21 protein-coding genes and 1 other RNA gene are annotated in these 23,012 nt (G+C 72.7%); 8 read left to right on the forward strand and 14 right to left on the reverse strand.

What is annotated here, in order from left to right; genetic code table 11:
- Window positions 1-15 precede the first annotated feature (15 nt).
- The 3 genes from BM385_RS18770 to BM385_RS18780 all read left to right on the forward strand — a co-directional run bounded on the left by BM385_RS18770 (window position 16) and on the right by BM385_RS18780 (window position 2,207).
- The gene (locus tag BM385_RS18770) at window positions 16-1,509 is read left to right on the forward strand and encodes a CoA-acylating methylmalonate-semialdehyde dehydrogenase (RefSeq protein ID WP_093843764.1); all 1,494 of its coding nucleotides are present in this window, start codon (window positions 16-18) and stop codon (window positions 1,507-1,509) included.
- Between the two features lie 179 nt (window positions 1,510-1,688).
- The gene (locus BM385_RS18775; protein WP_019435247.1) at window positions 1,689-1,877 is read left to right on the forward strand and encodes a MerR family transcriptional regulator; all 189 of its coding nucleotides are present in this window, start codon (window positions 1,689-1,691) and stop codon (window positions 1,875-1,877) included.
- A gap of 111 nt (window positions 1,878-1,988) precedes the next feature.
- Window positions 1,989-2,207, forward strand: coding sequence for a heavy-metal-associated domain-containing protein (locus BM385_RS18780; protein ID WP_019435246.1), 219 nt, complete (start codon window positions 1,989-1,991; stop codon window positions 2,205-2,207).
- Between the two features lie 290 nt (window positions 2,208-2,497).
- Here the strand turns inward: BM385_RS18780 and BM385_RS18785 are convergent, their stop codons facing one another.
- From BM385_RS18785 to BM385_RS28255, 6 genes are all read right to left on the reverse strand, one after another.
- Window positions 2,498-3,802: a citrate synthase gene (locus BM385_RS18785; RefSeq protein WP_175543036.1), complete on the reverse strand. Its 1,305-nt coding sequence runs from the start codon at window positions 3,800-3,802 to the stop codon at window positions 2,498-2,500.
- 225 nt (window positions 3,803-4,027) lie between these two features.
- Window positions 4,028-6,238, reverse strand: coding sequence for an SF1B family DNA helicase RecD2 (gene recD2, locus BM385_RS18790; RefSeq protein ID WP_093843765.1), 2,211 nt, complete (start codon window positions 6,236-6,238; stop codon window positions 4,028-4,030).
- Between the two features lie 191 nt (window positions 6,239-6,429).
- Window positions 6,430-7,371, reverse strand: coding sequence for an LLM class flavin-dependent oxidoreductase (locus BM385_RS18795; protein ID WP_026047690.1), 942 nt, complete (start codon window positions 7,369-7,371; stop codon window positions 6,430-6,432).
- A gap of 43 nt (window positions 7,372-7,414) precedes the next feature.
- Window positions 7,415-8,449: a DUF1015 family protein gene (locus tag BM385_RS18800; RefSeq protein WP_246338347.1), complete on the reverse strand. Its 1,035-nt coding sequence runs from the start codon at window positions 8,447-8,449 to the stop codon at window positions 7,415-7,417.
- Window positions 8,439-9,677, reverse strand: a complete 1,239-nt coding sequence (locus BM385_RS18805) for an ATP-grasp domain-containing protein (protein ID WP_093843767.1) — start codon at window positions 9,675-9,677, stop codon at window positions 8,439-8,441. The genes BM385_RS18800 and BM385_RS18805 overlap by 11 nt, the downstream gene beginning before the upstream one ends.
- Window positions 9,678-9,731: 54 nt before the next feature.
- Window positions 9,732-9,860 carry a hypothetical protein gene (locus tag BM385_RS28255; RefSeq protein ID WP_019435242.1) on the reverse strand — a complete coding sequence of 43 codons (129 nt, stop codon included), beginning with the start codon at window positions 9,858-9,860 and terminating at the stop codon, window positions 9,732-9,734.
- A gap of 214 nt (window positions 9,861-10,074) precedes the next feature.
- On the opposite strand from BM385_RS28255, the gene BM385_RS18810 reads away from it, so the two are divergent.
- Window positions 10,075-11,004 (forward strand): helix-turn-helix transcriptional regulator, encoded by a 930-nt coding sequence (locus BM385_RS18810; protein WP_019435241.1) that lies wholly within the window; start codon window positions 10,075-10,077, stop codon window positions 11,002-11,004.
- Window positions 11,005-11,994: a helix-turn-helix transcriptional regulator gene (locus BM385_RS18815; RefSeq protein WP_019435240.1), complete on the forward strand. Its 990-nt coding sequence runs from the start codon at window positions 11,005-11,007 to the stop codon at window positions 11,992-11,994.
- A gap of 36 nt (window positions 11,995-12,030) precedes the next feature.
- On the opposite strand, the gene BM385_RS18820 is transcribed toward BM385_RS18815, so the two are convergent.
- Entirely contained in the window at window positions 12,031-12,975 is a 945-nt protein-coding gene (locus tag BM385_RS18820; protein ID WP_093843768.1) for an AraC family transcriptional regulator, read from the reverse strand.
- 81 nt (window positions 12,976-13,056) lie between these two features.
- On the opposite strand from BM385_RS18820, the gene BM385_RS18825 reads away from it, so the two are divergent.
- The gene (locus BM385_RS18825) at window positions 13,057-13,896 is read left to right on the forward strand and encodes an NmrA family NAD(P)-binding protein (RefSeq protein ID WP_093843769.1); all 840 of its coding nucleotides are present in this window, start codon (window positions 13,057-13,059) and stop codon (window positions 13,894-13,896) included.
- Window positions 13,897-13,949: 53 nt separating this feature from the next.
- The gene (locus BM385_RS18830) at window positions 13,950-14,573 is read left to right on the forward strand and encodes an NAD(P)H-dependent oxidoreductase (RefSeq protein WP_093843770.1); all 624 of its coding nucleotides are present in this window, start codon (window positions 13,950-13,952) and stop codon (window positions 14,571-14,573) included.
- Window positions 14,574-14,693: 120 nt separating this feature from the next.
- Here BM385_RS18830 and BM385_RS18835 read toward each other — a convergent pair whose 3' ends face one another.
- Window positions 14,694-15,701 (reverse strand): LysR family transcriptional regulator, encoded by a 1,008-nt coding sequence (locus BM385_RS18835; protein WP_093843771.1) that lies wholly within the window; start codon window positions 15,699-15,701, stop codon window positions 14,694-14,696.
- 90 nt (window positions 15,702-15,791) lie between these two features.
- On the opposite strand from BM385_RS18835, the gene BM385_RS18840 reads away from it, so the two are divergent.
- On the forward strand, window positions 15,792-17,177 hold the full coding sequence (locus BM385_RS18840) for an MFS transporter (RefSeq protein ID WP_107407826.1): 1,386 nt from the start codon (window positions 15,792-15,794) through the stop codon (window positions 17,175-17,177).
- Here the strand turns inward: BM385_RS18840 and BM385_RS18845 are convergent.
- From BM385_RS18845 to ftsE, 6 genes are all read right to left on the reverse strand, one after another.
- Window positions 17,066-19,006, reverse strand: a complete 1,941-nt coding sequence (locus BM385_RS18845) for a penicillin-binding transpeptidase domain-containing protein (RefSeq protein ID WP_254791651.1) — start codon at window positions 19,004-19,006, stop codon at window positions 17,066-17,068. The two genes, BM385_RS18840 and BM385_RS18845, sit on opposite strands and share 112 nt — an antisense overlap.
- Window positions 19,007-19,104: 98 nt before the next feature.
- Window positions 19,105-19,475: a transfer-messenger RNA gene (ssrA, locus tag BM385_RS18850) on the reverse strand.
- A 94-nt stretch (window positions 19,476-19,569) separates the two neighbouring features.
- Entirely contained in the window at window positions 19,570-20,076 is a 507-nt protein-coding gene (gene smpB / locus BM385_RS18855) for an SsrA-binding protein SmpB (protein ID WP_019435233.1), read from the reverse strand.
- A 44-nt stretch (window positions 20,077-20,120) separates the two neighbouring features.
- Window positions 20,121-21,263: a S41 family peptidase gene (locus BM385_RS18860; protein ID WP_175543037.1), complete on the reverse strand. Its 1,143-nt coding sequence runs from the start codon at window positions 21,261-21,263 to the stop codon at window positions 20,121-20,123.
- 78 nt (window positions 21,264-21,341) lie between these two features.
- Entirely contained in the window at window positions 21,342-22,253 is a 912-nt protein-coding gene (gene ftsX / locus BM385_RS18865) for a permease-like cell division protein FtsX (protein WP_019435231.1), read from the reverse strand.
- Between the two features lie 46 nt (window positions 22,254-22,299).
- Window positions 22,300-22,989, reverse strand: coding sequence for a cell division ATP-binding protein FtsE (gene ftsE, locus BM385_RS18870; RefSeq protein WP_019435230.1), 690 nt, complete (start codon window positions 22,987-22,989; stop codon window positions 22,300-22,302).
- Window positions 22,990-23,012 lie beyond the last annotated feature (23 nt).

Raw genomic sequence — 23,012 nt, forward strand, 5'->3', positions numbered from 1 at the left:
GAGACAAGGAGCCGCATGAGGACCATCGGTCATTTCATCGACAACACGCCGGTGGCGCCCGCTTCCGGCCGGTACGCGCCCGTTTTCGATCCGGCGACGGGGCAGCAGCCGGCCCGGGTCGGGCTGGCCTCGGCGGCCGAGGTGGACGCGGCGGTGGCGGCGGCGCGCGCCGCGTACGCGTCCTGGCGCACGGTGCCGCTGGCGCGCCGTACCGCGCTGTTGTTCCGCTACCGGGAGGTGCTGGACGCGCGACGGGACGAGCTGGCGCGGCTGATCACCGCCGAGCACGGCAAAGTGCACGCGGACGCGCTGGGCGAGGTGGCGCGCGGTCTGGAGATCGTGGAGCTGGCCTGCGGCATTCCGCAGCATCTGAAGGGGCAGCTGTCGACGCAGGTGTCCAGCGGGGTGGATGTGGCGTCGATCCGGCAGCCGCTGGGGGTGGTGGCGGGCATCACGCCGTTCAACTTCCCGGCGATGGTGCCGCTGTGGATGTTCCCGCTGGCGCTGGCGTGCGGCAACACCTTCGTCCTGAAGCCGAGCGAGAAGGACCCGAGCGCGGCGCTGCGGCTGGTGGAGCTGGCGGCCGAGGCGGGGTTCCCGGAGGGGGTGCTGAACGCGGTCAACGGGGACCGGGAGGCGGTGGAGCGGCTGCTGGCGCATCCGGAGGTGGCGGCGGTGAGCTTCGTCGGCTCCACTCCGGTGGCGCGGGCGATCCAGCGCGGCGCGGTGGAGCACGGCAAGCGGGTGCAGGCGCTGGGCGGGGCGAAGAACCACATGCTGGTGCTGCCGGACGCCGACCTGGACGTGGCGGCGGACAACGCGATCAACGCGGCGTACGGCAGCGCGGGCGAGCGCTGCATGGCGGTGTCGGTGGTGGTCGCGGTGGGCTCGATCGGGGACGCGCTGGTGGAGCGGATCGCCCGGCGGGCGGCGGCGCTGCGGATCGGTCCCGGCGAGGACCCGGCCTCCGAGATGGGTCCGCTGATCACGGCGGAGCACCGGGCCAAGGTCGCCTCGTATGTGACGGGCGCCCGGGAGCAGGGCGCGCGGGTGGTGGTGGACGGCACCGGGTACACGGTGCCCGGCCACGAGGAGGGCTTCTTCCTCGGGGTGTCGCTGCTGGACGGGGTGACACCGGAGATGGACGCGTACCGGGACGAGATCTTCGGTCCGGTGCTGTGCGTGGTGCGGGCCGGCTCGTACGAGGAGGGGCTGGCGCTGATCAATGCCTCGCCGTGGGGGAACGGCACGGCGGTGTTCACCCGGGACGGCGGGGCGGCGCGGCGATTCCAGCTGGAGGTGGAGGCCGGGATGGTCGGGGTGAACGTGCCGATCCCGGTGCCGGTGGGTTACCACTCGTTCGGCGGCTGGAAGGACTCGCTCTTCGGGGACCAGCACATCTACGGCGAGGACGGGGTGCGGTTCTACACCCGGGGGAAGGTCATCACCTCGCGCTGGCCCGATCCGGCGGACGGCGGCATCAACCTGGGGTTCCCCAGCGGGCATTGACGATCGTTCCAGCTCATGAGCGCATGAGCGCACTATCAGCGGTCCGCAACATCCGTAGCGGTTACGCGTCTTCGCCGTCACAGCCGGTCAACGGACGGCTGCGGTGCGCCGTCCCGCCGTGCGGGGCGGCGCAGGCTCGGTGCTGATCATCAGCCCCCGAGTGCGAAGAGGTGTGGAAGATGGCCGACCGCGGACTGTGGTCCTACAAGGAGATCGCCGCGCACATCCGGGTGCAGCCGGACACGGTGCGCTCGTACCGCAAGCACGGCCTGCTGCCGCCCCCGGATGTGACCGAGGGCGGCAGGCCGTTCTGGTATCCGCACACCATCGAGCTGTGGGTGAGCCGGCGGCCCGGCAACCGCCGCTGAGCCGCCCGTCCCGCATACCCCCTCCGGGTAGGTGTATACCCGGAGGGGGTATACACTTTCCGCGAGGAACGGCGGCACGGAGCCGCCCCGGAGCGGAAACGAGGACGTCCCATGAGCACCACGACCTACCGGGTCTCCGGCATGACCTGCGGCCACTGCGAGTCCTCGGTGCGCGAGGAGATCTCCGCACTGGAGGGCGTGAGCGAGGTGACCGCCAAGGCGAGCAGCGGCCTGGTCACGGTGGTCTCCCGGGCCCCGCTGGACGAGGCGGCGGTGCGGGCGGCGGTCGACGAGGCGGGTTACGAGCTGGTCGGCCGCGCGGAGAGCTGAGCACGCTTCCCAGGGGGCGCCCGTACACCCGTACGCCCCCGGACATGGAAATGCGCCCCGCAGCGGGTCCCCCCACAGGGCCCGAAGCGGGGCGCTTCCTGCCGTCCGTTCGAAGCGTCCCCCCACGGGACCCCGGCCGGACGACCGACAGCGTGAATCCAGCCGAATCCGCGCTGTCGTTGCCCGGTTAGACCCGCGGAACGGCAAAAGGTTGCACGCCCGGAGATGTGACCTGCGTCACATCTCCGGGCGTGCGGTGTTCCGGCCCCCGAAGCAGTCGTCCCCGAGGGTTACCGCTGCTCGACCGGCACGTAGTCGCGCTCGACGACACCGGTGTAGATCTGCCGCGGACGGCCGATGCGGGACCCCGGCTCGGTGATCATCTCTTCCCACTGGGCGATCCAGCCGGGCAGCCGGCCGATGGCGAACAGCACGGTGAACATGCTGGTCGGGAAGCCCATCGCCCGGTAGATGAGACCGGTGTAGAAGTCCACGTTCGGGTAGAGGTTGCGCGAGACGAAGTAGTCGTCGCTCAGCGCGTGCTCCTCCAGGCGCAGGGCGATGTCCAGCAGCTCGTCGGACTTGCCCAGCGCGGAGAGCACATCGTGCGCCGCCGACTTGATGATCTTGGCGCGCGGGTCGAAGCTCTTGTAGACGCGGTGTCCGAAGCCCATGAGGCGGACACCGTCCTCCTTGTTCTTCACCTTGCGGATGAAGGTGTCCACATCGCCGCCACTGGCCTGGATGGACTCCAGCATGTCCAGGACCGCGGCGTTCGCGCCACCGTGCAGCGGGCCCCACAGGGCGTTGATGCCGGCCGAGATCGAGGCGAACAGATTCGCCTGCGAGGAGCCGACCAGCCGCACGGTGGAGGTGGAACAGTTCTGCTCGTGGTCCGCGTGCAGGATCAGCAGCTTGTCGAGCGCGTTGGTGACCACCGGGTCCGGGACGTACTCCTCGGCGGGGACCGAGAAGGTCATCCGCAGGAAGTTCTCCACGTAGCCGAGGTCGTTGCGCGGGTAGACGACCGGCTGGCCCACGGACTTCTTGTAGGCGTACGCCGCGATCGTCGGCACCTTGGCCAGCAGCCGGATCGCCGAGATGTTGCGCTGCTGCGCGTCGAAGGGGTTGTGACTGTCCTGATAGAAGGTGGACAGCGCGCTGACCACGGAGGACAGCATCGCCATCGGGTGCGCGTCCCGGGGGAAGCCGTCGTAGAAGCGCTTGACGTCCTCGTGGAGGAGCGTGTGCGTGGTGATCTCGTTCCGGAACGAGGCCAGCTCGTCCACGGTGGGCAGCTCGCCCTTGCGCAGCAGGTAAGCCGTCTCCAGGAACGTGCCCCGCTCGGCGATCTGCTCGATCGGGTAGCCCCGGTACCGGAGAATGCCCTGCTCACCGTCGAGATAGGTGACCGCCGATTTATAGGCCGCGGTGTTGCCGTAGCCGGAGTCCAGGGTCACCAGACCGGTCTGAGCCCGGAGCTTGCTGACATCGAAGCCGGTGTCCCCGATGGTGCTGTTCACGATCGGGTAGCTGTAGGTGGCGCCGTCGTAGTTCAGTTCTACGGACTGCGCGCCGTCGCGGTGTTCGCTCACGTCATCCCTCACCGACGTTGTCCTCTTCTTCGAGGTCCTTCGAGATTCCTTCGGGGTGCCCTGACTCCCTCCCAGTGTCCCCCATCCGGGCCCAATATGTGCACTCAGGGTCGGCAATCGGCCCAGTTTCTGGCACGCCGTGCCGCCGGAACCGGGATGATGCGGACTATTCTGCCCCGAGCCCCGCGCCGGCGCCCGCCGACGCTCTCCGCCCGCGCCCCCGCGTCACCCCGCGAGCCGCATCGCGAGACCGGTGCACCGGCGCCCCGCCGAGACGCTCCGTACCGCCTGCTCCAGGGCGCGCCGCGAACCCACCAGCACCACCAGCCGCTTGGCGCGCGTCACCGCCGTGTACAGCAGATTGCGCTGGAGCATCATCCAGGCGCTGGTCGTCACCGGAACCACCACGCACGGATACTCGCTGCCCTGCGAACGGTGGATGGTCACCGCGTACGCGTGCGCCAGCTCGTCCAGCTCGCCGAACTCGTACCCCACCTCCTCGTCCTCGTCGGTGCGCACCACCAGCCGCTGCTCGTCCGGGTCGAGGGCGGTCACCACCCCGACCGTGCCGTTGAAGACGCCGTTGGCCCCCTTCTCGTAGTTGTTGCGGATCTGGGTGACCTTGTCGCCCACCCGGAAAACCCGCCCGCCGAACCTCTTCTCCGGCAGCCCCGGCCGGGCCGGGGTCACCGCCTGCTGGAGCAGCCCGTTCAGCACCCCGGCCCCGGCGGGACCGCGGTGCATCGGGGTGAGCACCTGCACGTCCCGGCGCGGATCGAGCCCGAACCTGGCCGGCACCCGGCGTGCCGCCACGTCCACCGCCAGCTTCCCGGCCTCCTCCGTGTCCTCCTCGGCGAACAGGAAGAAATCGCCGAGCCCCCGCGTCACCGGCGGTTTTCCCGCGTTGATGCGGTGCGCGTTGGTCACCACCCCCGATTGCTGCGCCTGCCGGAAGATCCGGGTCAGCCGCACCGACGGCACCGGCGACCCGTCCGCCAGCAGATCCCGCAGCACCTCGCCCGCGCCCACCGACGGCAATTGGTCCACATCCCCCACCAGCAGCAGATGCGCCCCCGGCGGCACCGCCTTCACCAGCTTGTTGGCCAGCAGCAGATCCAGCATCGACGCCTCGTCCACCACCACCAGATCCGCGTCCAGCGGCCGGTCGCGGTCGAACGCCGCGTCCCCGCCCGGCTTCAGCTCCAGCAGCCGGTGCACCGTGGACGCCTCCGCCCCCGTCAGCTCCGCCAGCCGCTTCGCCGCCCGCCCGGTCGGCGCCGCCAGCACCACCTTCGCCCGCCTGGCCCGGGCCAGCTCCACGATCGAGCGCACCGTGAACGACTTCCCGCACCCCGGGCCGCCGGTCAGCACCGCCACCTTCTCGGTCAGCGCCAGCCGCACCGCGCCCTCCTGCTCGGGCGCCAGCTCCGCCCCGGTCCGCCCGGCCAGCCAGCTCAGCGCCCGCCTCCAGTCCACCCCGGCGAACGCCGCGAGCCGGTCCTCCTCCGCCCGCAGCAGCCGCCGTACCTGGCCCGCCAGCGACAGCTCGGCCCGGTGGAACGGCGGCAGATACACCGCCGTCAGCGTGCCGGCCGGATCCTCCGGGTCGGGGACGCGTTCGCGCACCGCGCCCTCCGGGTCCTCCGCCAGCTCGGCCAGGGAGTGGATGACCAGCCCGGTGTCCACCTGGAGCAGCTTCACCGCGTCCGCGATCAGCCGCTCCTCGGGCAGGAAGCAGTGCCCCTGGTCGCTCGCCTGGGACAGCGCGTAGCGCAGCCCGGCCTTCACCCGCTCCGGGCTGTCCTGCGGGATGCCGACCGCCCGCGCGATCCGGTCGGCGGTCAGGAAGCCGATGCCCCACACATCGGCGGCCAGCCGGTAGGGCTGGTTCTTCACCACCGAGATCGAGGCGTCCCCGTACTTCTTGTAGATCCGCACCGCGATCGAGGTGGACACCTCCACGCCCTGGAGGAAGACCATCACCTCCTTGATGGCCTTCTGCTCCACCCACGCCGCCGCGATCAGCTTGGTGCGCTTGGGCCCGAGGCCCGGCACCTCGATCAGCCGGCCCGGATCCGCCTCGATCACCTCCAGGGTCCGCACCCCGAAGTGCTCCACGATCCGCTCGGCCGTCCTCGGCCCGATGCCCTTGATCAGCCCCGAGCCCAGATAGCGCCGGATGCCCTGCACGGTGGCGGGCAGCACCGTCGTGTAGTTCTCCACGGTGAACTGCCGCCCGTAGCTGGGATGGGAGCCCCAGCGGCCCTCCATCCGCAGCGACTCCCCCACCTGGGCGCCGAGCAGCGCCCCGACCACGGTGAGCAGTTCGCCACCGCCGCGCCCGGTGTCGACCCGGGCGACGGTGTACCCGTTCTCCTCATTGGCGTACGTGATGCGTTCGAGGACCCCCTCGACCACAACGCTGTGCGACGACATGCACCGACGGTATCCGCCCCCACCGACAGCCCGGGCGGTCCCCGGAGAACTCCGAAGGGCCCGGCTCCCCCGCCGGGCCCTTCGCTCCCCTCCTGCACCCCCGTGCATCCCCGACCCCTACGACACCGCCCGGGCCGGAACGGTTGCAGTGAATTTCCGGCGGGCTCTCCCGCGGGCTCTCCGGCGGGATCTCAGCACACCGCGCCCAGCGCCTCCAGCGCCGCCGGGGCATCGGACCCGGCCGGGATCAGCACCACGCTCCCGGCGCCCGCCGCGTGCAGCGCGGCGATCCGCTCCCGGGCCGCGCCGGGGGTGCCGACGACGGCCAGCCGGTCCACCCAGGCGTCCGGCAGCGCCCGCGCGAACGCCTCGCGGTCCGCGCTGCGCGCCCGCAGCGCGGCGAACTCGGCGGCGAACGGCAGCGGCGCCAGATGCGGCGCCCAGTCCGGCTCGCCGATCCAGGCCAGCGCAGGCCGCACCGCGTCCCGCGCCGCCCGGGGGTCCTCGTCCACAGCCGCCACGTTGTACGCCACCACCCGGTGCCCGTCCGCCACCGCCGCCGCGCCGATGTGCCCGCGCGCCACCGCCAGATACTCCTCGGTCACCGGCTCGGCCAGGACGGTACCGTCCGCCTCCCGGCCCGACAGCGCCAGCGACTTGGGGCCGCGCACCCCGGCCAGCACCGGCGGCACCACCTCCACCGGCAGATCCAGCCGCACCGCCGACAGCCGCCCGTCGTCCACCGTCTCGCCCCGCAACAGCGCCCGTACGGTGCGCAGATGCTCCTCCAGCGCGCCCAGCGGGCTGGCCGGGTACGCCCCCACCTGCCGCATCCAGCCCGGCATCCCGTGCCCGACGCCCAGCACCAGCCGCCCGGGGAAGAACTGCGCCAGCGCCGCCGTCTCCATCGCGGTGAGCGCCGGATTGCGCAGCACGGCGGGGACGATGCCGATGCCCACCCGGATCCGCTCCGTGGCCGCCAGCGCGACCCCGGCCTGGGAGAACCCGCCCCGGAAGAAGCAGTCCTCCACCAGCCACACCTCGGCGAAGCCCAGTTCCTCCGCCCGCCGCACGTACGCCACGAAGTCCCCGGCCGCCAGATCACGCGGCGCCATCACACCGATATCCGTCATGCGGGGAGCCTAAATGCCGGCTCGGGTCCCGGCCACGGTGCGATCAGCGCGGCAGCGCGGACAGCAGCCCGGGCAGCGGGCCGGGGCCCAGCGAGGTGGTCCTGGGCGGCATGACGGTGCCGCCGGCCGCGCCCGACCAGATCTGCTCCCAGGTGGGCGGCGGCAGGATCAGCCCCGCCTCGTCATCGGCCGGGTACCGCTCGGTGTAGCCGGGGACCGGGTCCAGCCCCTGGTCCTCGCACAGGATCGGCAGCAGCACATGGTCACTGATGGCGGCGGACAGCTCGGCCCACTCCGACGGCAGGAACCGCAGCCGGCGGGCGGTGGTGACCGGGGAGATCCGGGAGATCGCCCAGCGGCGGGACTTGCCGGTGAGCAGGAACGTGCCCGCCCGCGGCACCGGGCGCGGCGCGGCGGCCGGCAGCTCCGTCACCCGGGCGAAGCGGGCGGCGACATCGGCCGCCCGGTGCGGGTCCAGGCCTGGCACCGTCCGGTGGGTGGCCGCCAGCCGCAGCGGGTGGCGGCCGTGGTCGACCACCAGCGCGGGCAGCCGGTCGCCCAGCACCGCCGGGTGGGAACGGTGCAGCCGGCGCGCGGCCTCGAACCGGTGGTGGCCGTCCGCCAGCAGCACCGGGGGCAGGGCAGGGGGCCGCCGGCTCCACGCGCCGCCCATCGCCCACAGCCGCTGGACGCCGCCGTGCGGGGTGGCCACCGTACGGTCCGGCGGCCGGTTGAGCGCCTCCTCGACGCAGCCGAGGAACGCGCCGAGGTCCGGGGCGGCCAGCAGCAGCGGCTCGACGGGGGCGTGGCGTTCGCGCAGCAGCCGGGTGTGCAGGCGCACGTCGGGTTCGGCCACGTGCTGGTGCCGCAGGACGTGGCCCGTTTCGCTGCCGTGCAGGCTCAGGGCGCCCAGCACGCCGCGCTGTTCGACGCGGCCGTGCGCGTCACGGCGTTCCAGGACGAGGTAGCCGGGGCGGGCGGGAGGTCCGGGCAGCAGGCCGGGGAAGGGAAGCAGCAGATCTGCCCGTGGGGCCGGGGTGGCGGGGAACGGCAGCCCGGGGAGCAGCTCAGGCAGCAGTGTGCTCCTCCTTCGGCTCGGGTGCCGCCTCGCCCACCACGGGGCGCAGCAGGGACAGCGCCTTGCCGAGCAGCGCCTCCAGTTCGCCGGGGCAGGACGCGACCGCGGTGACGAAGCCATGCCCGGCGGCCCGGCTGGTGGCCTCCGGGACATGGCTTCCCACGCGAACGGTGATGCCGATGTCGGCGACGCCCGGCAGGGCGTACGCCTCGTCGATCCCGTGCACGGCTTCGAGCAGCCGGCCGGGGGGCAGCCGCAGGATGCGGATGCCCGCGCACCGCCCGCCGGACGGGGGGTGGAACTCCGGCACGGGCAGTCGCAGAGCGGTGGCGACGGCGAGGGCGACCGGGTCGGTGCCGGTGGCCAGCGCCAGCAGGTCGCCGAGCCGGCCGGGGCCGGGGTGGGCGTGCGACTCGATGAGCCGGGGCCCGTGCTCGGTGCGGACGACCTCGGTCAGAGAGAGGCCGCTGCGGTGTCCGGCCGCCCCGAGGGTGGCGGTCACCAGGTCTTCGACGCGGGCGCGGTCCCCGGGATCGAGTGGGGCCGGCAGATCGTGGCCGTCCTCGGTGAAGCCGGGACCGTCCGACAGATGTTTTTCGGCCACGGCGAGCACGGTGTGCTCACCGTCCCGGGAATGGGCGAGGACGCTGTACTCCGGGCCGTCCAGGAATTCCTCGACGATCAGCACCGGATCGCTCACCAGTTCGGCGGCCAGGAGCGCGGCATCCGCCACATCACGCAGCAGATGCACCCCCTGGCCGCCGGAACCGGTGCGCGGCTTGGCGACGCATGGGAAGCCGACCTGCTCGGCGGCGGCCACCAGATGCGTCACCCGGTCGCACTGCTCGAACCGGACGGGGGTACCGGTGAGCTGATTGACCTTGCCGCGCAGCGCCACTTTGTCCGTGAGATACGCGACGGCGGCGTGCGGATTGCCCGGAAACCGCAGGGCCTCGTTCACTCGCGCGGCGACCAGCGCACTGGCCTCCGCGAAGCCGAACACCGACACCCTGGCGGGATACGCGGACAGCTGCCCGATCGCCATCAGCAGCCCTGGGTGATCCAGCCAGTCCACGGTTAGCGCGTCGTGCGCGACCGCGACGGCTTCCCGGATCCCCGGGGCCGACAGATCGGGGGCGAGGACAAGAGTACGGGCGCCGACCTCCCGGGCCGCCCGCACTTCCGCGGGCCGCGGGCTGAGCAGCACCGCCAGCGGGGCCTGGGACATCACCGCACCACTTTCCTGTCCACCGGTCCGGTCCGTCGTGTCAGTGGCCGGAGGTCAGTCCCACAGGCTGTCGGTGGTGACGACCTCACCCTTGGCCGCCGGGGCGCCGGCCGCCATGGCGACCCCACCGGAGGCACCCACGAGCAGGAGAGCTGCGACAACGCTCAGAGCAAACTTCTTCACGGGATCCCTCTTCCGTGTCCACATAGGCGAACATGAATGGCATGTTGGCCCAATCATGCTCACGAGCATTCACGAGGAAGTCGATAGAGTCCCTGTGGCATCATCTCGCCTGTCCAGTTGACGCCAAGGGACTTACTGACGTCATGCGAGGAAGATGAGCGTGTACGAACCCGGGGAAATAGACGCCGCGACTACCCGAGTTTACCGGTTTCGCGTGATTCATCCCACCGACTCCGTGGCCCAGATCGCCGCCCGCGCCGGTATTCCGGCCACCGAGGCGGAAGCCGCCGAGGCGCGGCTGACCGAACTGGGCCTGCTGCGCCCCTCACCCGGCGGCGGCCTGGTCGCCATCTCCCCCGAGAGCGCCGCCGACGCACTGCTCGCCCCCATCGAACAGGACATCCTCCAGCGCCGGATCGCCATGGCGGCCACCCGCGCCCGGCTGCACGCGCTCTCCGGCGACTACCTCGAAGCACGCAGCATGCGCTCCGCCAAGAGCAGCATCGAGGTCGTCGAGGGCATCGACAACACCCGCGCCGTCATCGCCGATCTGGACCGCACCTGCGCCAAGTCGGTGGACGCCCTGCACCCGGGCGGCGGCCAGAGCCGCGCCGCCATCCAGGCCGCGACCCCCGGCGACCTCGAAATCCTCGAACGGGGTGTGAAGGCCCGCACCCTCATGCAGCACACCGCCCGCCGGCACCAGCCGACCGTCGGGTACGTCACCACCCTCATCGAGGCCGGCGCCCAGGTGCGCAGCATCACCGCGCTGCCCTCCCGGATGCTGATCTACGACGGCAGCTGCGCCGTGCTGCCGCTGGACCCGCTGCACACCAAGACCGGCGTGGCACTGGTCCGCGACCCGACCGTACTGGGCTTCCTCCAGCAGCTCTTCGAGCACTACTGGGACCGCGCGGTGGACTTCGTCGAGGGCCCCAAGAAGTCCGGCACCGCGCCGGTCGGCGTGGACCGCGACGTCCTGGTGCTGATGGCCGCCGGGAAGAAGGACGAGGCCATAGCGCACCAACTGGGCATGTCACCCCGCTCGGTGAGCCGGGTGGTGGCCCGGCTGCTGGAACAGCTCGACGCCGACAGCCGGTTCCAGGCCGGCGCCCGCGCCGCCCTCAACGGCTGGCTGTCGTAGATGCACGACGTCGAGGACATCGATGCCACCGCCGTCGAGGTCTACCTGCTGCGGGTACGGCACCCGGCCGACGACGCCGAACGGCTCGCCGCCCGCGCCGGACTCGCGGCCGGTGACGTGGCCCGTGCCGAAGCCCTGCTGTACGGGCTCGGCCTGCTCCAGCCGTCCCCCGCGGGCGGCTGGGTCGCGGTCAGCCCGGAGAGCGCCGCCGACCAGCTGCTCGCGCCCGTCGAGGCGGACATCCTCGCCCGGCGCATCACGATGGCCGCCGCCAGGGAACAGCTCCAGTCGCTGTCCGGCGCGTACGTCGAGGCCCGCAGCATGCGGTCGGCGGAGATCAGCATCGAGGTCGTCGAGGGCATCGACAACACCCGCGCCGTCATCGACGACCTGGCCCGTACCTGCACCGAGTCGCTGGAGGCCCTGATCCCGGGCATCCCCAGCGAGGAGGCCATCGAGGCGGCCCTCCCGCTGGACCTCGAACTCCTCGCCCGCGGCGCCCACATCCGTACCCTCCTCCAGCACAGCGCCCGCAGCCACCGGACCGGCCTGCGCTACGCCGAGACGATCCGCGCCGCGGGCGCCCGGGTGCGCAGCGCCGGGGTGCTGCCGACGCGGATGCTGATCTACGACCGGCAGTGCGCGGTGCTGCCGCTGGACCCGCTGCACACCGGCGCCGGCGTCGCGCTGGTCCGCGACCCCTCGGCGGTGGGCTTCCTGTACCGGGTGTTCGACCACTGCTGGGACGACGGCATCGACATCCCGGTCACCCCGGGCGCGCTGGAGGCGAGCGAGGGGGTGCCCACCGGCCTGGAACGCGAAGTGCTGCAACTGATGGCGGCGGGCAAGGCGAACGACGCCATCGCCGAACAACTGGGCATCTCCCGCCGCTCGGTGAGCCGGGTGGTCTCCCAGCTGATGACCCACCTCGGCGCCACCAGCCGCTTCCAGGCCGGTGCCCGCGCGGCGCTGAACGGCTGGCTCAGCTAGCCCGTCGAACGCCTCCGCCGCCCACCCGGCACGGCGTCAGCGCGCCCCGGCCAGGCGGCGGAAGTCGCTGGGGTTGGTCCCCCTGACCCTCTTGAACGCCACACTGAACGCGAACGGATCGGTGTAGCCGACGGCACGGGCGACGTGCGCGACGGTCTGCGCCCCCTGCTCGGCCAGGAGATCCGCCGCCAGGGTCATGCGCCAGCGGGTGAGGTAGGACAGCGGTGGTTCACCGAGCAGGCCGGTGAACCGTTTCGCGAGAGTCGAGCGGGACACCCCCGTGCGCCGGGCCAGCTCGCCCACCGTCCACGGCGCCGCCGGCTCGCCGTGCAACAGGCGCAGCGCGTGGCCGACCACCGGGTCCCGCTGGGCGGTCCACCAGGCCGGGGGGCGGCCACCGGGCCGGTCCAGCCAGGTGCGCAGCGTGCAGACCAGTATCCAGTCCAGGAGGCGGTCGAGCACGACCTGCTGACCGGGTTCGTCCCGGGCCACCTCGTCGGCGAGGTGGTCGAGCACCGGGTCGCGGGTGTCCCCGGAGTCCACCCGCAGCACGACGGGCAGCGTCTCCAGCAGCGGCCGGCTGATCTCGCCGCGGACCGGGTAGGCGCCGACCACCAGAGTCGTCGCGCCGCTGTCCCCGGCGTCCCGTCCGCCGGCGTCGTGCCAGCCCAGCCGGTGCCGGGTACCGCCCTGTTCGGGCGTCGCGCACTCCTCCCCGCAGACGATCGGCTCGGCCGTGCTGCCGGGCTCGTCGACGAAGGTGAAGGTCGCGGGGCCGCGCACCACGACCGTGTCGTGGACGCCGAGGCGCTCGGGCGGATGTCCCTCCGGCACGATCCAGCCCGCCCCGGTGAGGACGGTGCACAGGGTCAGCGGCGCGCCGTCCACGAAGTGCAGCGACCAGGGCGGGGTGAGCGTCGAACTGCCGAACAGGGAGCCGCGGGCCCGCACACCGCGGAAGAGGTCACTGGTCACGTCCACACCACCAGGCTAGACGATGACAAAGGCATTCCGGCCTTTCACCCATGTCATCGTGTACTTCCTGGGGTGTTCAGTGGAGCCATGACGCGAAACACTCACCTCGTTCTCGGTGCGACCGGCAAGACCGGACGCAGGATCGCCGCCCGGCTGCGGGTGCGCGGCACTCCGGTGCGCGCCGCCTCCCGCTCCAGCCGCGTCCGGTTCGACTGGTCCGAGCCCGACGGCTGGGACACGGTCCTGCGGGATGTCGATGTGGCCTACGTGGTTCCCCCGCCCGTGCCGGGTCCGGTGCACGCATTCGTCGCCCGGGCCTCGGCCGCCGGGGTGCGGCGGCTGGTCCTGCTCTCCGGGCGCGGCGCGGACGACTGGGGCGACTCCGCCTTCGGGGAACACATGCGGTCGGCCGAGGAGGCGGTCCGCGGCTCGTCGCTGGAGTGGACCCTCCTGCGGGCGTCGAACTTCGCCCAGAACTTCGACGAGGACATCTTCCACGCCCCGCTGGTCGCGGGCGGACTGGCGCTTCCGGCGGGCGAGGTACCCGAGCCCTTCGTGGACATCGAGGACCTCGCCGACGCCGCGGTCGCGGTGATGACCGGAGGGAAGCGGCACGCCGGGCGGGTGTACGAGCTGAGCGGCCCCCGCGCCCTCACCTTCGACCGAGCCGTCGAGCTGATCGCCCTGGCCTCCGGGCGCCCGCTCACCTACCGGCGGATCACCCCGGACGCGTACATCACGGACCTCATCGGGCAGGGCCTGAGCCGGCCCGAGGCCGAGGACATCGCCGCCATGTTCGTGCTGATGGAGAGCGGGGTGATCGCCGGGACGACCGACGACCTGCCCGCCCTGCTGGGACGGGCGCCCCGGACCTTCGAGGAGTACGTCGCCCGGACGGCGGCCACCGGCGCCTGGGACGAGCGGTGACCCGCCCCGACCCCGGCCCCGATCCCGTATCCCGCACCCACGGAAGCACCGGCATGACCCCTGATGACACCGGTCCGCTGACCCTGCTGGTCACCGCGCACCCGGACCCCGACTCGCTGACACACCACGTGGCGGACCGACTCGCCGCGGCCCTGCGCCCCCGGGCCGTCGAGGTGGCGGACCTGCACCGGGAGGGCTTCGACCCCCGGTTCACCCCGGCGGACCGCCGCCACTACCGCGAAGGCGGCACCCACCCTGCCGATGTGGCCCGGGAGCACCGCCGGCTCGACCGCGCCACCGACCTCGTGCTGGTCTTCCCGGTGTACTGGTGGTCCGTTCCGGCGCTGCTGAAGGGGTGGATCGACCGGGTGTTCGTCAACGGCTGGGCCTTCGAGCACTCGGCCGACGCGGGTCTGCGCCCCAGGCTCCAGCGGCTGACGACGCATCTGCTGCCCATCGCCGCCGACGACGCCGGCAGCTTCGAGCGCCACGGGTACGACCGGGCGCTGCGGACACAGCTGGAGCACGGCTTCGTCGACTACATCGGAAGCCGCCGCGGTGCCACCGCGTTCATCCACGAGTCCGAGCAGCCTTCCGCCGAGGCCACGGCGGCGAGCGTGGCCCGCGCCGTACGCGCCGTCAGCGAGGCCGTACGGGCCGGCGCCCCCACGGCGTGATCGCTTCCCGCCCGTACGCGGCGGCCCTCGCTCACCACGGCCGGTGAGCGAGGGCCGCGCACCACACCCCGGCGGTACCTCACCCCAGGACGCCGCGCCCTCCCGCGCACCGGCGCACGGCTACCCGCCCGGGAGCGCTTCCCGGCCGGCGTCCGCCGGCGGGAGGAGCCCCCGGTCCGGCTCGGGAAGCCAGGCCCCGGGCGGGCGGTGCAGCCAGTCGCCCGGCGTCGCCAGGGTCGTCGCCGCTGCGGTGAGGGCGGCCAGGCCGGGGTGCCGCAGGGTGCGGGGCCACACCATCGAGACCGGGGAGAGCGGCACCGGGTCGGTCAGCGGGCGCAGCACCATGCCCGGTACCTCGGTGAACTCCTCGCTGGCCAGCACCGTCCAGCCGCGCGCCAGGACCAGCCGGACGAACTCCTCCTCGCCGTCGATCCTCGGGAACGGCGGCGCCACCGCGATGGAGCGGCCGGCGAAGAGCCGGCGGGCGAAGTCGGTCCACTCGGTGGTCTCCGGGTTGCCCGCCCCCGCGTACAGTTCGCGGCCGGCCAGCCGCGCCAGCGGCACCTCGGCGAGCGCGGCCAGCGGATCACCGGCCGGCAGCAGCACCGCCACCCGCTCGTACCGCACCGGGCGGTGCGCCAGCACCGCCCGCAGCTGAGGGTCCAGCCCGGCGAACCGGCCGAAGGACACATCCAGTTCGCCGGTGACCAGCTCGGCCGCCGCCCCCACCAGACCGCTGTGGAACCGCGCCACGAACTCCACCCCGGGCGCCGCCTCCCGCGCCGCCGTGAGAATCCGCCGCGCCGTGCTCGCCGGTGCGCCCACGTCCACCACCAGCGGCCGGTCCGCCGCCCCGGCGCCCGCCACCGCCGCCGCCAGTTCCTCCTGCGCGGCGATCGCCCGCCGGGCCGGTTCCAGCAGCCGCTCGCCCTCGGCCGTCAGCGTCACCTGCCGGGTGCTGCGGACGAACAGCCGTACCCCCCACCGGTCCTCCAGCCGCCTGATGTCGCGCGACAGCGCTTGCTGGGCCACGAACAGCCGGGCAGCGGCCCGGGTGAAGTGCAGTTCGGTGGCCACCGCGACGAAGGCGCGCAGCAGCCGGGGGTCGGTGTCCTGGAGTCCCGGCATGCCGCCATTCTCAATTGACAACAGGAGTGCGTCAATCGCCGCTGAACAGGTGTTGGACGTCCGGCGGTGCCCGGCCGGAGGGTGAACGTCATGCAGTTCGCGCTGACCGGCCACACCCTCGTCGTCCTTCCGCCCGACCCCGCACCCGCACCCGGCCGCGGGCCGCGCCGGCCGCGTCCGCGCGGCCCGTACGCCCGGCTGTTCGAGACGCCGGGGGCGCTGGCGTTCACGCTGCCCAACGCACTGGCCCGGCTGCCGATGGGCATGTTCTCGGTGTCCGCCGTGCTGCTGATCACCACCGTGCACGGCTCGTACGCGCTGGCCGGCGCGGTCGTGGCCGCCACCCTCGGGGCCTCGGCGGCCGGCGGCCCGCTGCTGGCCCGGCTCGTCGACCGGTACGGGCAGGCCCGGGTCACCGTTCCCGCCGTGCTGCTGACGGGCGCCGGGCAGCTGGGGCTGCTGCTGTGCGTCACCGGCGGCGCCCCGCTGTGGGCGTGGTTCTGCTGCGTCCCGCTGACCGCCGCCACCCCGAACACCGGCGGCATGTCCCGGGCCCGCTGGGCGCATCTGTACCGGGACGCGCCGGCCGCCCGGCACACCGCGAACTCCTTCGAACAGGCCCTGGACGAACTGTGCTTCCTGCTCGGCCCGCTGCTGGCCGCCGGGCTGTGCACCGGGCTCGCCCCGGCGGCCGGCACCCTCACGGCGGTGGCGCTGCTGGTCACCGGCGGCCTGCTGTTCGCGGCCCAGCGCCGTACCGAACCGCCCGCCGCTCCCCGCCCGGCAGGGACGGCGCGGGCCGGCCGCACTCCGCTGCTGCTCCCGGGCATGCCACCGCTGCTGGTCACCTTCCTGTGCACCGGCGGGGTGTTCGGCTCCCTGGAGGTGGTGACCATCGCCTACGCGGACGGCCTGGGGCTCAAGGGCTGGGCGGGCGCGGTGCTGGCGGCGCAGGCGGCCGGGTCGGGGGCGGCGGGCCTCGCGTTCGGGCTGCTGCCCCCGCCGGGCGGGCCGGTGCGGCGGCGGATGGTGCGCTGGGTCGGGGTGATGGCGGCGCTGATGACGCTGCCACTCCTGGTGGCCGCCGCCACCGGCGCACTGCTCCCGCTGGTCCCGGCCCTGTTGATCGCCGGGATGGCGACCGCGCCCGCCATGGTGACCGGGATGACGCTGCTCCAGGAGCTGACGCCGCCCGCCCGGCTGAACGAGGGCATGTCGCTGGCGGTCACCGCCCTGCTGTCCGGCATCGCGGCGGGCGCGGCGGCCGGCGGCTGGGTGGCCGAGCACCTGCCGCCGGGCGCCGCCGGATATCTCACCCCGCTGACCGCCGCCGCGCTGGCGGCGGCGGTCGCCCGGGGCGCGTTCTACTCCTGGAACCCGGTGAGGAAGTCCACCGCGATGGGCCCGGCGGTGGCGCCGCCCGAGCCGCCGTCCAGCAACAGCACCGCGAACGCCAGGTCGGCCTCGCCGAGGTAGCCGATCAGCCAGGCGTTGGTGGACAGTTCACCGTCGCCGGTGTCGAACTCGGCGGTACCGGTCTTGGCGTGCGCCACCCCGGGCACGTCCGCGAGCACCGTGGCGGTGCCCTGGGTGACGGTGTCGCGCATCATCGTGCGCAGCGCGTCCACCGTCTCCGCGCTCAGCTCGCGCGGCGCCGCCGCCGGGTCCGGCACCGCCTCCGGCACCAGGACCGGCTGGTGGAAGGTGCCCTCGGCGACGGTCGCCGCGACCGAGGCCATCACCAGCGGGCTGGCCTGCACCCGGCCCTGCCCGATCAGGGAGGCGGCCAGGTCGCTGGCGCCCTCCGCGTCCGGCACGCTGCCGTCGAACGAGCCCGCGCCCAGGTCCCACTCCACACCGATGCCGAACGCCTCGGCGGTCAGCCGCAGCGTGTCGTTGTCGAACCGGTCGCGGTTGCCTATGTACGCGGTGTTGCAGGAGGCGGTGAACGCCTCGTGCAGCGTGGTGTCCGGGCCCAGCTCGAACTCGTTCTGGTTCTGGAAGCGGTACCCCTCGACCGTCTCGTACTTCGGGCAGCCGATGGCCTCGCCCGGTGCCGTGCCGCTCTCCAGCAGCGCCGCCGTGGTGATCACCTTGAAGGTGGAGCCCGGCGCGAGCTGCCCGCTCAGCGACCGGTCACCGCCGTCCAGCGGCGAGTCGGCCGCCGCCAGCACCTCACCGGTGGACGGCCGCACCGCCACGATCGACCCGGCCTGGTCCGTGCCCTCCAGCGCCGCCTCGGCCGCCCGCTGCATCCCGGCGTCGATAGTGGTCTGCACCGGGGTGCCGGGCTCGCCGCCCTCCTGCTCGTACAGCACCTCCACCGCGTCCCCCGACTCCCGGTCGGCGATCACCACGGTGGCACTGGCGGTGCCGGCCAGCTGCTCCTCGTACCGGCCCTGGAGCCCGGAGGAGCCGGTGCCGGTGGCCGGGTCGATGCCGCCGACCACGGTGCGGGCCAGATGGGCCAGCGGCCGGGTGTCCTCCGCGAACTGAAGGCCCTCGACGGCGCGCAGCTCGTCCTCGTGCTCCCGGAAGACCTGGTCGCGCAGGCTCACCACGGAGACGGCCTGGTCCGGGTCGGAGTCCGCGACCCGGTCGGCGAGCGCGTCGGTGTCCAGGCCGACGTCGAGCCCGTCCAGCGCCTCCCAGGCGGCGTCCGGGTCGGTCAGCCGGGCCGGCCAGATGCTCAGGTCCCACACGGCGGACGGGCCGGCGAGCTGGCTGCCGTCCGCGGCGAGGATCGGCGCCCGCTCGGGGCGGTCGGTGCTGAGCACCAGCGTCTGCCCGTCCACCAGCTCCGGGTGGACCAGCGGCGACTCCCAGTGCACGTGCCAGCCCTCGTCCTCGGGGCCGTCGCGCACGACGTACAGGCTGGACTCGTAGGACCACTCGCCGAGCCCGGGCAGCGTGAAGGCCGCGGTGAACGGCACCGCGTACGACGCCTCGGGGGCGCCCGCGCTCAGATCGCCCCGCGCAGGCTCCCCGCTGACGGTCAGCGCCGTCTCCTCGGCGCCCAGGTTGCGCTGCACGGACTCCAGCAGGGAGGCCGCGGCCTCCGGGTCGTCCGTGAACGCGGCGGCTGCCTCCGGGTCGCCGTCCGCCCAGGCGCCGAGGAACCGTTCGGCCTCCGCCCGCGCGGCGCCCTCCGGGCTGTCGCTGTCGCCGTCGCGGAGCAGCAGGACCGCGCCGATCGCCAGCACGGTGACCCCCACCGCCCCCGCTATGATCCACTTCGTCCGATGACGTCCGGTGTCCTGGTCCTGCTGGCGCGGCAGATCCCACCCCGGTGCGCTGTCTCCCATGCCGGTGACCCTACCGGGCCCCACCGACACCGGGCCCGGGCCGTCGACGACATCAGGCCCCGGTCCGCGCGAACGCGGACCGGGGCCTGACGGTGAAACGGTGGAGATGGCGGGAATCGAACCCGCGTCCAACGATGTGGAAGGAGGGCTTCTCCGAGCGCAGTCCGCTGCGATTTTCTCGGCCCCGGAGATCACGCGGACAAGTCTCCGACGGGCTCAGTCACTGTGAAATGTCCCGTTACCCCCCGTGACCGGGGCTAACGGTGAAGTTCCCTAGCTGATACCAGGAACCGGGACGGGAACAGGCCCGGGCTGGCACCTCACCAGTCGCTACTTATGCAGCGAGGGCGAAGGAATCGCGCTTGGTATTGGCGATTATTTTTTTGCGGCATATGGTTAACGAGATCATTGCCGCTTCCTCGGCTCGCTTCCCCTGCTTCGACAACCGCTGTCGAAACCGATCATCCCCATGTTGAATTAACAAACAGCCGAACCCTCACCGGGTCCGCTTCCCCCAGTATAGGGCACGCCCTCGCGCCGTGCCCGGGCTTTTTCCCCGGGACTCAGGCCCGCTGCCTGCGCCGCGCCGCCGACATCGCCCGCTGCGCCTCGCGGGTGTCCTGCTTCTCCCGCAGCGTCTGCCGCTTGTCGTACTCCCGCTTACCGCGCGCGACGGCCACCTCGACCTTCACCCGCCCGTTCGAGAAGTACAGCGCGAGCGGCACCAGCGTCAGACCGGTCTCCTGCACCTTGCCGATCAGCTTGTCGATCTCCGCCCGGTGCAGCAGCAGCTTCCGCTTGCGGCGCGCCGCGTGGTTGGTCCAGGTGCCCTGCGCGTACTCCGGGATGTGCACGTTGTGCAGCCACGCCTCACCCCCGTCGAGCTGCGCGAAGCCGTCCACCAGCGAGGCCCGGCCCTGCCGCAGCGACTTCACCTCGGTGCCGGTCAGCACCAGGCCGCACTCGTAGGTGTTCAGGATCTCGTAATCGTGCCGCGCCTTCTTGTTCTGCGCGATCAGCTTGCGGCCGGACCCGATCTTGGTCTCTTTGCCCTTGTTCCCCTTAGCCATGACGTGATCAGTCTACGGCGCCGGGCCCGCCCGGCGCCGCCCCTTTACGCCAGGCCCGCCAGCACCGTACGCGCCTTCGCCTCGGCGTCCTCGCCCGCGCCCACCGGCAGATCCGGCTCCACCGGCCGTTCCTCGTCCACCGTCCGCCCCGAGGGGGTCACGTAGTGGCCCACGGTCAGCTCGGCCACCGAACCGTCCGGCTGCTCGCTCGGCATCTGCACCGTCCCCTTGCCGAAGGTGCGCGACCCGACGAGCACCGCCCGGTTGCGGTCCTGGAGCGCGGCGGCCAGCAGCTCCGCCGAACTCATGGTGCCCCCGTCCACCAGCACCACCAGTGGGGTCGCGGTGTCCCCGCCCGGCTCCGCGTGCAGCGCCCGCTCATCGCCGTGCACGTCGTAGGTGGCGACCAGGCCGCCGTCCAGGAAGACCGACGCGGCCAGCGCCGCCTCGGTGAGCAGCCCGCCGCCGTTGCCGCGCAGGTCCAGCAGCACCGCGTCCCCGGCCGGGACCCGCTCCACCGCCTCCCGCAGCTGATCCGCCGCGCCCCGGGTGAAGGAGGAGACATGGATCCGGGTCACCCCGGGCACCTCCCGGGTCACGGTCACGGTCTCCGCCGTCAGCCGCGCCCTGGCCACCTCCGTCTCCCACTGCTCCCCGCCCCGTGCCAGGCCCAGCAGCACCGTGGAACCGGGGCCGGCCGCCGTCGGCCGGTCGCTGCCGCGCAGCCGGCCCACCGCGTCGGTGACCGCGCCGCCGTCCAGGCCCGCGCCGTCGATGGTGACGATCTCGTCGCCCGGCAGGATGCCCGCCTCCTCGGCGGGGCTGCCGGCGTGCACCTCCCCGACCACGATCCGGCCGTCCGGGGTGCGGCTGACCGCTATCCCGGTCCCCACGTACTCCCCCTCCAGGGAGAGCCGCAGCCGCTCGTACTCCTGCGGCGAGTACGCCGCCGCCCACCGGTCGCCGCTGCGGCTCACCAGCCGGTCCGCGTCCCCCGCGTCCCGGGGCGCCCCGTCGTCACCGGCCGCCTCGGGCGCCCGGCCGGCCCACCCGCCGCCGCCCGGCTCCGGGTCCTCGACCCAGGAGCCGGTCGCGGCCCCCGACATCAGCACACCGGCGAACACACAGGCCAAAGCCGCCCCACGCCGGACAGACCGGGGCGTCAGCCGATCAGTCGGACCTGACATGGACGGGAGTGTAGGACACCGAACCGGGGCGCGCGGAAGGCCGTTCGGGCCCGCGTGGCGTGATTCATCACACCCCGATCACACCTTCAGGTACTTGCGCAGCGCGAAGAAAGCTGCCACGGACGGCATGAGCGCGCCGACCGCCAGCACGAACGGCAGCACCGAGATCACCGCGTCCCAGCCGATGAAGTTGATCAGCGGGATCTCCTGTGCCAGGAAGTTGTTGATCGCGAAGTACTTCACCCCGACCAGCAGCACACACGCGAACAGGCCGCCCAGCAGCCCCGCGATCGCCGCCTCCAGGATGAACGGCATCTGGATGTAGAAACTGGACGCGCCCACCAGCCGCATGATCCCGGTCTCCCGGCGGCGGCTGAACGCCGACACCCGCACCGTGTTGACGATCAGCAGCAGCGCCACCACCAGCATCAGCGCCATCAGCCCCAGCGCCGCGTAGTTGACGCCGTTGAGCAGCGCGAACAGATTCTCCAGCTGCGCCCGCTGGTCCTCCACCGAGTACACGCCGTCCCGGCCGGCGAACGCGGTCGCCACCACGTCGTACTTCTCCGGATCCACCAGCTTGACGCGGAACGACTCCTGCATCTGGTCCGGCGTCACCACGGCGGCGATCGGCTGGCCCTCCTGCTGCTCCTGGTACCGGTCGTACGCCTCGGCCGCCGACTCCTGGTAGACCTCGTCGACCAGTTGCATCGACTCCAGCTCGCCGAGGATCTCCTCCTTCTGGTCCTCGGTCACCGCGCCGCGCGCGCACTGCGGCGCGTTGTCGGCGTCGTTCTCGTTGCAGAGGAAGATGGAGACCTGGACCTTGTCGTACCAGAAGTCCTTCATGCTGTTGACCTGCTGATTGGCCAGCAGCGAGCCGCCGAGGAGCGCGAGCGAGAGGGCGACCGAGACGATGACCGCGAAGGTCATCGTGAGATTGCGGCGGAGACCGACTCCGATCTCCGACAGGACGAAGTGGGCGCGCATGGCGTCCTTTCAGTGCGGGGGTGGGGTGCCTTCGGAACGCCCGAGGTCAGTTCTGGTAGCCGTACACACCGCGCGTCTGGTCACGCACGAGCCGGCCCTTCTCCAACTCGATCACCCGCTTGCGCATCTGGTCCACGATCTGCGCGTCGTGCGTCGCCATCACCACGGTGGTACCGGTGCGGTTGATGCGGTCGAGCAGCTTCATGATGCCCACGGAGGTGTCCGGGTCGAGGTTGCCCGTCGGCTCGTCGGCGATCAGCAGCATGGGGCGGTTGACGAACGCGCGGGCGATGGCGACCCGCTGCTGCTCACCACCGGACAGCTCGCCCGGCATCCGCTCCTCCTTGCCGCCCAGACCGACCAGATCGAGGACTTCGGGGACGGTCTTGCGGATCTTGCCGCGCGACTCCCCGATCACCTCCATCGCGAAGGCGACGTTCTCGCCGACGGTCTTGTTCGGCAGCAGCCGGAAGTCCTGGAAGACGGTGCCCAGCTGGCGGCGTACCTGCGGCACCTTCCAGTTGGACAGCCGGCCCAGGTCCTTGCCGAGGACGTGCACGGTGCCGGTGCTGCACCGCTCCTCACGGAGCAGCAGCCGCAGGAAGGTGGACTTGCCGGAGCCGGAGGAGCCCACCAGAAAGACGAACTCGCCACGCTCGACCTCCAGGGAGACATCGCGCAGCGCGGGCGCGGTCTGCCGGGGGTACGTCTTGGAGACATTGTCGAATCGGATCACGGTTACACCACGTCAAGGCTGGG

The organism is Streptomyces harbinensis, from assembly GCF_900116145.1.
Taxonomy (GTDB): domain Bacteria; phylum Actinomycetota; class Actinomycetes; order Streptomycetales; family Streptomycetaceae; genus Streptomyces; species Streptomyces carpaticus.